The sequence below is a fragment of the Streptomyces sp. NPDC005070 genome (assembly GCF_053600395.1).
On the sequence record NZ_JBSFZS010000033.1, the window covers coordinates 57,895 to 69,844 of the forward strand.

General features: G+C 71.1%; 10 protein-coding genes. 1 reads left to right on the forward strand and 9 read right to left on the reverse strand.

All coding sequences use genetic code 11. From position 1 onward, the window contains the following. Positions 1-88: 88 nt before the first annotated feature. The 9 genes from ACWEBX_RS14055 to ACWEBX_RS14095 all read right to left on the reverse strand — a co-directional run bounded on the left by ACWEBX_RS14055 (position 89) and on the right by ACWEBX_RS14095 (position 9,775). The gene (locus ACWEBX_RS14055) at positions 89-820 is read right to left on the reverse strand and encodes a response regulator (RefSeq protein ID WP_451885106.1); all 732 of its coding nucleotides are present in this window, start codon (positions 818-820) and stop codon (positions 89-91) included. Further along, entirely contained in the window at positions 813-2,258 is a 1,446-nt protein-coding gene (locus tag ACWEBX_RS14060) for a sensor histidine kinase (protein ID WP_451885107.1), read from the reverse strand. Before ACWEBX_RS14060 ends, ACWEBX_RS14055 begins: the two co-directional genes overlap by 8 nt. Beyond that, the gene (locus tag ACWEBX_RS14065; RefSeq protein ID WP_451885108.1) at positions 2,258-3,148 is read right to left on the reverse strand and encodes a DUF5936 domain-containing protein; all 891 of its coding nucleotides are present in this window, start codon (positions 3,146-3,148) and stop codon (positions 2,258-2,260) included. Before ACWEBX_RS14065 ends, ACWEBX_RS14060 begins: the two co-directional genes overlap by 1 nt. Before the next feature lie 13 nt (positions 3,149-3,161). After that, the gene (locus tag ACWEBX_RS14070) at positions 3,162-4,103 is read right to left on the reverse strand and encodes a type II secretion system F family protein (protein ID WP_451885109.1); all 942 of its coding nucleotides are present in this window, start codon (positions 4,101-4,103) and stop codon (positions 3,162-3,164) included. 88 nt (positions 4,104-4,191) lie between these two features. Further along, on the reverse strand, positions 4,192-5,532 hold the full coding sequence (locus ACWEBX_RS14075) for a CpaF family protein (RefSeq protein WP_451885110.1): 1,341 nt from the start codon (positions 5,530-5,532) through the stop codon (positions 4,192-4,194). Between the two features lie 18 nt (positions 5,533-5,550). After that, positions 5,551-6,081 (reverse strand): TadE family protein, encoded by a 531-nt coding sequence (locus ACWEBX_RS14080; RefSeq protein WP_451885111.1) that lies wholly within the window; start codon positions 6,079-6,081, stop codon positions 5,551-5,553. After that, positions 6,078-7,697 (reverse strand): AAA family ATPase, encoded by a 1,620-nt coding sequence (locus ACWEBX_RS14085; RefSeq protein ID WP_451885112.1) that lies wholly within the window; start codon positions 7,695-7,697, stop codon positions 6,078-6,080. The genes ACWEBX_RS14080 and ACWEBX_RS14085 overlap by 4 nt, the downstream gene beginning before the upstream one ends. 198 nt (positions 7,698-7,895) lie before the next feature. After that, complete coding sequence (cpaB, locus tag ACWEBX_RS14090) at positions 7,896-8,609, reverse strand: Flp pilus assembly protein CpaB (protein WP_451885113.1); 714 nt, start codon at positions 8,607-8,609, stop codon at positions 7,896-7,898. A 281-nt stretch (positions 8,610-8,890) separates the two neighbouring features. Then, the gene (locus tag ACWEBX_RS14095) at positions 8,891-9,775 is read right to left on the reverse strand and encodes a hypothetical protein (RefSeq protein ID WP_451885114.1); all 885 of its coding nucleotides are present in this window, start codon (positions 9,773-9,775) and stop codon (positions 8,891-8,893) included. Between the two features lie 382 nt (positions 9,776-10,157). Here ACWEBX_RS14095 and ACWEBX_RS14100 point away from each other — a divergent pair, with 382 nt between their 5' ends. Further along, the gene (locus ACWEBX_RS14100; protein ID WP_451885116.1) at positions 10,158-11,840 is read left to right on the forward strand and encodes a chitinase; all 1,683 of its coding nucleotides are present in this window, start codon (positions 10,158-10,160) and stop codon (positions 11,838-11,840) included. The last annotated feature ends 110 nt before the right edge of the window (positions 11,841-11,950 follow it).

Sequence of the window (11,950 nt, forward strand, 5' to 3'; positions counted from 1 at the left end):
CTAACGACCCGAGCACCGTACGTGAGAAGTCGCCTACCGCGAGTGGGCCCAGGGGCCCAACTTCGCTGGTGGGGAACGCGGGACGGAGTCATCGGCTCCACCCCTCGTGCGCCGTGCCCAGCCAGTGGGCGATCGCTTCGCTCCGCGAGGAACTGTGCAGCTTCGCGAAGATGCGGTTGATGTGGTTCTTCACGGTCTTCTCCGCGATGAAGCAGGTGGCGGCGATCTGACGGTTGCTCATGCCGGTCGCGATGAGGTCCATCACCTCCACCTCCCTCGAACTCAGGCCGAACCCGGACTGATGGACGGCATGGCGGTGAAGTCCCGCCGCCGGTAAGGGCCGAGCTTCCGAAGACTGTGCCACAGCCGGTTGCAGATGCGAAGAGAACGAGTGGGGTTGGTACGAAACTCCGAGTGAATCCGGGACAGTCGGGCGTCCGTGGCGCACCTCCCGTACGGCGGCGATCAGTTCGGCCGCCGTGAACTCGCCATGGACGAGGTAGCCGGACGCGCCTTTGCGCAGGGCTTCCGCCACGACCTCGGGTTCACGGCTGTACGTCAGCATCATCACGGGCGCGATCGCGCACAGTGCGGGCAGTGCGGTGAGGCCGTCCGTGCCGGGCATCCGGACGTCGAGGAGGACCACGTCGGGGATGAGGAGGGCGGCACGGTCCAGTGCCTCCGCGCCGTCCCGTGCCGCCGCGACGACCGTGATGTCGGGGTGTGCGTCCAGCAGCGCGGTCAGGCCGGCTCGTACGACCGGGTTGTCGTCGGCCACGAGGACACGCAGGGGCGGGCCGGAAAGTGCCTGGTCAGACATGTGCGGCCTCCTCTTGGGAAGTGGGGGGAGCGGGAAGGACGGCCGTCTGGAGCGGGAGAGTCAGCCGGACCTCGGTACCCCCGCAGAGGGGTCGGTCCAGCCTGATGAGGCCACCGACGCACGCGGCCCGCTCCGTCATGCCGAGCAGGCCGAAATGGCCGGATCTCGTCCAGGCGGTGAGCATGGCGGGGGTCGCCGGAGCCGGGAGACCGACGCCGTCGTCGCGGACGAGAAGTGCGAACGCGCCTGCGGACACGTCGAGTTCGACTGTCAGCACACTCGCGTCCGCGTGGCGGTGGGCGTTCTCCAGGGCCTCGGACACGATCGCGAGGACGTGGTGGGCGGCGCTGCCGGGCAGGACCGGGGGCGCGCCCCGGTGCCGTACGACCGGAGCGATGCCGGTGCGTGCCTCGAAGTCGGCCGCCATGGCGCCGAGTTCGGGCAGGAGGTCGATGTCCGGGTCGGTCAGGTCGCTGTGCCGCCGCAGGTCCGTCAGGAGGGTGCGGGACTCGGCGGCGGCGAGGCGGGCCGCGTCCGCGACGGCGGTCGCCTGGCGTTTGAGCGCCTGCGGGTCCGCGCCCTCCGAGGAGGCGGCCAGCGCCTCCGCGGCCAGCGCGAGCCCGTACAGCGTCTTGGCCACGGAGTCGTGCATCTCGCGTGCCAGGCGGGCCCGCTCGGACTCCACGGCCTCCGCGACGGCGAGCCTGCTGGTCGCCTCGGCCAGGGCCTGTCCCGCCGTGCCGAAGCGGAACAGCAGATTGCGCAGGGTGACGCCGATGATGCCGGCGCCGACGCAGAAGCCCGCGATGAGCAGGGTGTTGGACCCCGCTCCCGGCCGGTGTTCCCAGGCCCTGAACACCGTGAGCAGCACGGTGAGCTGGAATCCGGTGAAGACGCCCGCGCCGCGCCAGCCGTAGAGCAGGCCGGACAGGAGCGGGGTGCAGACCGTGGCGTAGGCGAGGGGGGAGGCCGGGGACGCGGTGAGGAGCAGGACCGCGCCGAAGGTGAGGTCCAGGCCCATCAGGGTCGGGTGAGCGAGGAGGCGGGGGCCGAAGCGGTCCCAGTCCCGGAGCATGGCGTAGGAGCCCATGACGCCGAGGACGGCGGCCGCGAGGACCGCGTAACGCAGGAGGCCGCCCGTGGCGTTCGTCATCGCGAAGGGCGCGCCGACCACGATGGCCGCGAGTCGGACGGCGAAGGCCTGCCGGCACAGGGCCTGGAGGGCGTTGAGCTGGAGGCGGATGCCACCGGGCGCGGGCGCGTCGTCCGCGAGGTACCCGGTGCCCCGTTGTTCACGGGTCCGCGCGAGCCGGAGGAACCGGCGCGCACGGCCTCGCGCGCGTCGGGCCGACCGGCGCCCGTGGCTTCGCGCGAGCTCAAGGGCCCGGCGCGGGTGTGCGCGGGCCGCGTCACCCCCGCTCCTCGGAAGGCTCCTCATCAGCGCCCCAGGATCGAGCCGAAGTCGGTGCCCGAGCCCAGGAACATGCCCGTCGCGATGAGGATCATCGTCGCCGGGAGCATGAACACCAGGGTGACCATCGTGGCCTTGGGAATGGTCTTGGCGGCACGGCGGCGGGCGTTCTGGGCGTCGGTACGGCGCATGTCGGTGGCGAGCTGGATGAGGGTCTCGGCGATCGGGGAGCCGAGTTCCTCGCCCTGCTGGAGCGCCGAGACGAACTGGGCCACCTGCTCGGAGGAGTTGCGTCTGCGCAGTTCGTCGAAGGCCTGGCGGCGGCTGACGCCCATGTCCATCTGACGCAGGGTGATGCGCAGTTCGTCCGCCCAGGGTCCCTCGTACTTCTCCGCGACCCGGTCCAGGGCCTGCCGGAAGCCGAGACCCGCGGAGACGACGACGGCGAGGACGTCGAGGAAGTCGGGCAGCGTGCGGTCGATGACCTCCTTGCGCTCCCGGACGGCCTGCCAGATGAGGGCGTCCGCCGCGACCAGCCCGAAGGCGAACGTGAGCACGGCGAAGAGGAACTGGCCGTTGGAGAGGAAGACCAGCCCGAGAACGACACCGAAGACGCCGTACACCGCGCGGCGGGCCGCGTAGCGGTTCAGGGTCAGACCGCCGGGATTGCCGGCCATGTCGATGCGCCGGCGTTTGGCGTCCACACGCCGGGGGCCCATCAGACGCAGGACGGTCGGCGCGAAGCGCATGCCGAGGCGGTCGACGGCCGAGTCCGCGACCGAGACACGGGTCCCGCCGACCTCCAGGGCGAGCTGGAGGTCGCTGGGGAGTTTGACCTCGGAGCGGATCATCCGGACACCCAGGAGGACGCCCGCGACGGCCGCGCCCATCAGGACGGCGAGCAGCAGCGGCAGCATGGTGATCCCTCCCTCACACTTCGATCTTGCCGAGCCGGCGGATGACGAAGAAGCCCACGGTGTAGAGGCCGAGGGCGAGCAGGACGAGGCCCTGGCCGAGAGCGGAGCCGGTGACGCGGGCGAGGGCTCCCTCGTTCGAGGAGTTGATCAGCACCAGTGAGCCGATGCCGAGGAAGGGGACCGTGAAGGCGGTCGCGTTGACCTCGGAGAGCATGGTGCGGACCTCGCGGCGGGTCTCCTTGCGGTCCTCCAGGGTCTGGGTGAGGTTGCGCAGGGAGCTGACGACGGAGCCGCCGGCCTTGTTGGCCAGGACGAGGGTGGTGACGAGGACGATCAGCTCGCGGGAGGGCAGTCGCTCCGAGAGTTCCCCGAGCGCGTCGTCGATCGTGCGGCCCAGCATCAACTGGTCCGCCACGTGAGCCAGTTCCTCGCCCGCCGGGGCCTCCAGCTCCTCCGCGGCCATGGCGAGCGCCGTTCGCAGGGCGAGGCCGGCCGCCGTCGCGTTCGCCAGCAGACGTGCCACGTCGGGGAGTTGGTTGATGAACGCCTCGATGCGCTTCTGGCGCTGCCAGTTGAGGAAGATGGCCGCGCTCCACACGCCGAGGAGGGCCGCGATCGGGCCGAAGAAGGGGGCCAGGGTCGCGGCCGCGATCAGCCACAGGGCGACGACCACGGCGGTGACGTAGGTGAAGAACTCCCCCGCCGTGAGATCGAGTCCCGTGGCGGTCAGGCGCAGGTGGATCGTCCGGCCGAGGCGGGTGCGGCGCAGTCTGCGGTCGACGCCCGCGAAGCGGCGTGCCCTGCCGCCCGCCGTCGGGAGCCGGCCGCCGCCGGAGAGGCGGTCGAGGAGGTCCCGTCGCTGGGCACGGCCCGAGGCGTAGGTGTGCACGCCGGCGACGGCGAGCGTGCCGCAGAGGAGCGTTCCGCCGAGGGCGAGGAGTGCGGGGTCGTTCATGGCTGCCTCCCTTCGGAGGTGAGGGGCGCGGGGGCGGGGGATCTCGCGGCCCGGGACTCCTCGATGGCGGAATCCGTGGTCGGGGACGTCATCCGATCGCCTGCCTCGTGTTGAGTACGTCGATGGCCTCGGCGACGCCGAAGGCGGGCGGCAGCGGCTCGTTGGCGACGTACAGCTTCTCCGCGACCGGGCGCGGGAGCGGAAGGTGCTCGAAGTGGCCCCTCACGACGCGGTCGGCGCCGACCGGGCGGGGCACGAAGCGGGTGACGGGGGTGACCCGGAACTGTTCGCGGCCGTGCGAGACGAGCAGCGCGACCTCCGTGACCTTGCGGGAGCCGTCGGCGTGCCGGGAGAGCTGGACGACGACGTCGACGGCGGAGTTGATCTGGTCCTTGAGCGCCTCGAAGGGGATCTGGACCTCGGACATCGAGCCGAGGGTCTGCAGACGCATGAGGGCGTCCTCGGCGGAGTTGGCGTGGACGGTGGCGAGCGAGCCGTCGTGGCCGGTCGACATGGCCTGGAGCATGTCGAGGGTCTCGCCGCCGCGGACCTCTCCGACGATGATGCGGTCGGGCCGCATGCGCAGGGAGTTGCGGACCAGGTCACGGATGGTGATCTGGCCCTTGCCCTCCACGTTCGGGGGGCGTGATTCGAGGCGGATGACGTGCTCCTGTTGGAGCTGGAGCTCAGCGGAGTCCTCGATCGTGATGATGCGCTCGTGAGAGGGGATGAGACCGGAGAGCGCGTTGAGCAGGGTGGTCTTGCCGCTGCCGGTGCCGCCGCTGACGATGACGTTGAAGCGGGCCCGGACGAAGGCGGCGAGCAGCATGAGCGTCTGCTCGTCCAGGGAGCCGAGGCCGATCAGCTCGGGGAGCGTGTAGGCGCGGGGGAAGCGGCGGATGGTGAGGGTGGGGCCGGTCAGGGCGAGCGGCGGGATGATGACGTTGACGCGTTCGCCGGTGGGCAGGCGGGCGTCGACCATCGGGTTGGACTCGTCGACGCGGCGGTTGACCGTCGAGACGATGCGTTCGATGGTCTGCATGAGCTGCTCGTTGGACGCGAAGCGCAGCGGGAGCTGTTCGACGCGGCCGGCCCGCTCGACGAAGATCGAGTCCGGGCCGTTGACCATGATCTCGGTGATGGACGCGTCGGCGAGGAGCGGTTCGAGGACGCCGAGTCCCAGTGCCTCGTCGACGACCCGGCGGATGAGCTGGGAGCGTTCGGCGGTGGAGAGGACCGGGCCCTCGCGGCTGATGATGTGGCCGAGGACGCGTTCGAGACGGACCCGGCGTTCGGCCGCCGCCAGGCTGGACATCTCGGCGAGGTCGATCTCCTCGAGGAGTTTGGCGCGGTAGACGGCGACGAGGTGTCCGTCCTCACGGGCGGGTCCCCCCTCGTCGGGGGAGGCGATGCGGGATCGCAGGCTCATGGTGTCGGCTCCTCCCGGTCAGTCGTCGGTGGGCATGGTGGCGTGGCGGGTGACGGGGTAACGGTCGAAGAGGGGGATGACGTTGGGGACCGTGACCGTGACCGTGGCCGTGGTGAGGTCGGCCCCGGGCCCGCCCTCCAACGACACGTTCGGGTCGAGCCATCCGCTCACGGCGGCCGTTCCCGCCGCCCCGCCGTCGCCGCCCTGCGAGGCGACCCGCGCGGCGGCCCGCGCCCCGGTACCGGCCTGGTTGACGCCGTACCCGATGAGCCCGAGCTGGATGGCCGCCAGCCCGATGAGCAGCAGGATCGGCAGGAACCCGACGAACTCCAGGATGGAGACGCCCCGGTCGTCCCGGACCCTGCTCGCGGGTGCGGGTGCGGACGCGGGTACGTGGTGGGTCGGGGGCGTGCCGGTACATCCGTCCGTCGCCGCTGGATCAGACGTCGGTGTGGTGTGAAGCGTTGCCCGATCCGAACGTAAGCGACGGACATGTGATGTACCGGCACGCCCCCTTCCGCCGGATGCCGTCCGCGGGTGCGTCCTCATCGGTCGTCCCCCTCCAGTGCCGCGCCCGCGCCGCCTCGTACGTGGAAGCCCGCATCGAAGCCCGGAAAAAACAGGGGGACGTCTACGTCGACGGTGGCCTGCATGACGGGACCCGAAGCGGTGCAGGAGATCTCCGCGTCCTTCCAGGAGCCCGGCAGATGCTTGCTCCCGGCCGCGTCGCAGGCGCCCTGGAAATCACCGTGCACCGCGTACGCCGCGGTGGCCGCCCGGGCCGCCTCGTCCGCCGCGTTCCCGGCCAGCGAGTACGAGTACCCGTACAGCACGCACTGCCACAGGATCGTCATGACGACCAGGAGCAGCGGGAACATCCCGGCGAATTCGAGGGTGACCGCTCCCCGGTCGCCTCCCCGGCCGCGGAGCGAGAGCGCGCCCCGGTCCGCGGCGGACGCCTTGCGGCGCCTGCCGCCCGCCCCGCCCTCCTGGGGGACGACGAGGCCCAGCTCGGCGGCGAGTGACCACAGCGCCTGCTTGACGGTCGAGCGGGCGTCCAGGTCGTGCAGCCGGCCCGCGTCGACGACCGACTGGAGTTCCTTGAAGGCGGCGGGCACCGAGGAGCGGGCGACCTTGGTGCCGGTGACGCGTTCGACGAGGGACGGCTGGATCTCCGTACCGCGGGCGAAGCGGTTGACGACGGTCGTGGTTTCCTCCGCCTTGCGGATCTGGAGGCGGTCCCACATCCGGACCATGCGTTTGGCGGCGCGTACGGCGATGACGTCGGGGGTGACGAGGAGCAGGGCCCGGTCGGCCATCTCGACGGCCGCGGCGGTGGCCGAGTTCATCTGGGAGCCGCAGTCGACGACGACGACGTCGTGGCGGGAGCGCAGCGCGCCGAGGACCTGGCGGGCCACCCGGTCGGTGACCTCCTCGCCCCGTTCGCCCTCGGCGGGCGCGAGCAGGAGGGCGATGCCGCTGTCGTGGGTGTAGACGGCGTCCTGGAGGACGCGCGCGTTGATGTCGGTGATGGCCGCGAGGTCGGCCACCGACCGGCGGAACTGCACGTCGAGGTACGAGGCCACGTCCCCGGACTGCAGGTCCAGGTCGAGCAGCGCCACGTTGTGTCCCGACGCCTTCGCGGCGAGGGCGAGCTGGACGGCCGTGACGGTCGCGCCGACGCCGCCCTTGGCGCCGGTCACCGTGACGACGGTGCCGCCGGGGCCCGCGTAGACCTCGGGCGCGCCGCTGTGCAGGTGGCGGCGCATTCCGGCGGACCAGGCGGCGGCGGCCTGGACGCGTTCGGCGAGGGCGTCGTAGCCCAGCGGCAGGCCGATGATGCCGCGGGCGCCGGAGTCCATGGCGGCGGTGAGGACGCCGGTGCTGGTGTCGGCGGTGATGAGGACGACACCGACGGCCGGGAAGCGCATCACGAGGTCGCGGATCAGGTCCAACGCCGGTACGGGCCCGATGCGTTCGTGGACGAGGACGACCTCGGGGAGTTCGTCGAGGGACTCGGCGGCGAGGCGCGCGAGGGTGTCGAGGAGGGCTGTCGAGTCGGGTACGGGCGGGGCGGGTTCGGTGTCGGCGAGCTGGCTCAGCAGGGTGGTGAGCGCACGGGCCGAGTCGATGTCACCGACGGCGGGAAGAATACGGATGGTCATCGGCGAAGCTCCTCGCTCGCGTGCCGCGCGCCGGCCCCTGTGCCCTGTGCCCAGTCGGGCAACGGCACCCCCGGCACCCGCCGCCGCGTCCCGGACCGGGGGCCCGGTGCCGGCCGCGTCCGCGTCATGGCGGCCGGCCTCGTACGCGGCCCCGGGCACCGCCCCGTGGGCATGGCCATGGACCTCATGCGCGGCCTCCTACTTGTCCTCGTCGAGGGTGTACGTACGGTCACCGGGCGCCACGATCGTGTCGGAGCCGCCGGCGACCAGGGCGAGCCGGACGTGCTCGGCGAACGACTCGGCGTACGCGACGCGTTGGGCGTCCGCGGTGCCGAGCGCGAAGGTGATCGGGACGGCCTGGGCGGCGCTGTTGCGCCGGTCGGCGCTGGACTGGTCGGGTTCGAGGGCGGTGAGCTTGCCGACGTCGATGACGCGGGCGTTCTCGACGATCACCTTGGACTGATCCCTGCCCTTGTCGTTCTCCGCCTTGAAGGTGGCGTAGATGTTGACCCGCGAGCCGGGGTCGATCTTTCCCGCGACACCGGTCGAGGCGTCGATCATGATGGCGATCTCCTGCTGCCCCGCGGCCAGTCGGGGTTTGTCGACGATCATGTCGGCCTGCAGCAGGGAGCCCTTCTCCAGCCGGGTCACGGCGATCTTCCCGCGGATCCGGGTGAGGTCGGTGACGGCGGTGGACGACAGCCACCGCTCCGGCATCGAGACCTTCTCGAACTGGTCGGCCGTCAGCTCCTTGTAGGGCGCGATGTCGCTCTTGAGGCGGTACGCCGTGACCTCCGGGCCGACCTTGGAGTTCACGTCGCGGATCACCGACAGGACTCCGGCGAAGGCGCCGAGGGCGCACAGGACCGAGAGGACCAGCAGGATGACGCCGCGGCGCTGGCGCGAGTTCACTGAATCTCTCCTCGTGGGGCGGTGCCGGGAAGCGGACCGGGCTGTCGTTCCTGCCGGGGATCCGGGGGCTGACCTCCGGGTTGATGCAGCATGTTCAGGACAACCTCGATCTACGGGGACGGCGGGGTCGGGCGGGTCGGGCCTGATGCGCTGTGCGGTCGTGGCTGGTGCGCTGTGCGGTCGTGGCTGGTGCGCTGTGCGGTCGTGGCTGGTGCGCTGTGCGGTCGTGCCGGTGCGTGTGCGGTCGTGCCTGGCGTGCGGCTCGGACGGGGCCGGGGGGCCTATGTGGCACCTCGGGGCAGGGCGCGTACCGGAGAGGCTGCCCGGACGGTCGTGGCCGGAAGCTCCTGAACCGAGGCCTGCGGCGGCAGCGGGGCGGCGCAGAACCCGCAGCGGTCACCGATGAGTTCGAGGCCGCACCAGCGGCACTCGTCCCGTCTGACGGAGGAGACGAGCTGGTAGAGGACGGAGACGTCGTACAGTCCGGCGGCGAATTCGACGAGCCGGTTCGTCCCCCACCAGCGGACCGACTCCTCGGGCAGCGGGACGGTCGCGGCACCCTGGACCTGCCAGGCGGGCGCGAGGGTGGAGGTGACCCAGTCGGAGGGCGGCTGGCCGGCGGCCGAGAGCAGCCGGGTCCCGAACTCCGGTCCGGGCAGGTCCTCCTGGCCGACCCTGATCAGCTCGGCACGCGGATTGGCCAGTACGGCGAACTGGGCGCCCGGCACCCAGGACTTGGCGTGCGACTTCAGGGAGACCGGGACCCGGTCGAGCTTGGCGACCGAGCCGAGCAGGGCGCCGGCGTAGATGTAGTGCGCGAGCAGCCGGGCGGCGGAGGCGAGGACACCGGGGCTGAAGTCGCAGACCGAGAGCTGGCGCAACTGCTGGGCCAGCAGGGCGATCCCGAGCGGTGGCAGGTCGATGCCGAGCAACGCGATGCGGTCGCTCTCCAGGACGGAGCGGACGGTGTGCAGCCGCCGGGTGACCGCGCTCTCGGCGGAGGCCGGGTAGAGGGCGATGACATACCCGTGCTGCTCGATGAGCGCGTGCATCCCGGTGAGGGAGTCCTCCAGGGTGCCGAGCGGCTGGACGGCCGCCGGCGGGGTCTGCCGGTCGTGCGGTGGGAGCACCAGATCGGGACTGGTGACGGCTATCGCGGTCGGCACGCTGCACACACCCCGTTCGCTGCGGCGGGGTGGTCAACCACCGCCTCAGATCGCCCCTTTGTCGCCATAGAGCGTCACAGTCGTTCCAACAACGGCCGCGGATCGCCACGGTGACGCCCTCTTGCATCAGCACCATATCCACGGCATGGCCCGCTCAACACCGAATCTCCGAGATCATCTCACCGAAGGTGCGGGCGTGATCAACGGAGAGTAAGCCGTCTCAAAACAACTGGGGCTTCGCATAAGGGCGTTGGGAGTGCCGCAGGTCTTGACAACCAGATTGGTCTGGACCAACTTGTATCCACCGGCGGTGGCCACCGTTCCGTTCCCCCTCCCCCTCCCCCACCTCTCCCTGGAGGACCCAGTGGACCGCGTCATCCGCATGCCCGGACGGAGATGGGCGGGAGCCCTCGCCGCCGCCGTCACCGCGTCCGTCCTCTCCCTCACCGGTCTGGCCGGCCAGGCCCAGGCCGCCGACGTCAACAACGTCAGGAACGGCGGCTTCGAGTCCGGCCTGAGCAACTGGACCTGTTCGGCGGGCAGCGGCGCGACCGTCTCCTCGCCGGTGCACGGCGGCTCGGCCGCCCTGAAGGGCACGCCCGCGGGACAGGACTACGCGCAGTGCTCCCAGTCCGTCGCCGTGAAGCCCAACTCGACGTACACGCTGAGCGCCTGGGTCCAGGGGTCCTACACCTACCTCGGCGCGAGCGGCACGGGGACGACGGACGTGTCGACCTGGACGCCCAACACCACCTGGACGCAGCTCTCGACCACCTTCACCACCGGCGCCTCGACGACGTCGGTGACGGTCTGGACGCACGGCTGGTACGGGCAGCCCGCCTACCTCGCCGACGACTTCTCGGTGTTCGGCCCCGACGGGGGCGGTGGCGGCGACCCGGCCCCGACGGTCCCCGCGACCCCCGCGGGCCTCGCCGTGCCCTCCACGACGTCCTCGTCGGTCTCCCTGGCCTGGAACACCGTGTCGGGCGCGACCGGCTACAACGTGTACCAGGGCGGCTCCAAGGTCCAGTCGGTGACCGGAACCTCCGCGACCGTGTCCGGGCTCTCCGCCTCGACGTCGTACTCGTTCCAGGTCAGCGCGACCAACTCGGCCGGTGAGTCGGCGAAGTCGTCCGCCGTCACCGGGACGACGACCGCCTCGGGCGGCGGAGGCGGGGGCACCGTGCCCGCGCACGCCGTGACGGGCTACTGGCAGAACTTCAACAACGGCGCGACCGTGCAGAAGCTCTCCGCCGTGCAGTCGCAGTACGACATCATCGCCGTCGCGTTCGCCGACGCCACGAGCACACCGGGCGCCGTGAGCTTCACGCTCGACTCGGCCGGCCTCGGCGGTTACACCGTCGACCAGTTCAAGGCCGACATCAAGGCCAAGCAGGCCGCGGGCAAGAAGGTCATCATCTCCATCGGCGGCCAGAACGGCACCATCTCGGTGAGCGACTCCGCCTCGGCCACGAACTTCGCCAACTCCGTCTACTCCCTGATGCAGACGTACGGCTTCGACGGCGTGGACATCGACCTGGAGAACGGTCTCAACGCGACCTACATGTCCCAGGCGCTGCGCTCCCTGTCCGGGAAGGCGGGCTCGTCCCTGGTCATCACCATGGCCCCGCAGACCATCGACATGCAGTCCACGTCGAACACGTACTTCCAGACCGCGCTGAACATCAAGGACATCCTCACCGTCGTCAACATGCAGTACTACAACAGCGGTTCGATGCTCGGCTGCGACGGCAAGGTCTACTCGCAGGGCTCGGTCGACTTCCTGACGGCGCTCGCCTGCATCCAGCTCCAGGGCGGCCTCGACGCGTCCCAGGTCGGCCTCGGCCTCCCCGCCTCCACCAGCGGCGCGGGCAGCGGTTACGTCTCCCCGACCGTCGTGAACAACGCCCTCGACTGCCTGACCAAGCTCACCAACTGCGGTTCGTTCAAGCCCGCCAAGGCCTACCCGGGCCTGCGCGGCGCGATGACCTGGTCGACCAACTGGGACGCCTCCGCGGGCAACGCCTGGTCGAACGCGGTCGGCCCGCACGTGCACTCCCTGTAGCCCGACCGTCTCCTTCTCCCTCTTCCGGCGGTGCCTCCCGGCCCCGCTCGCACGGTCTCGATGCCCTGGTACTCGTAGAGCTTCTTGCCCGTGGCCGCGTCGGTGATGAC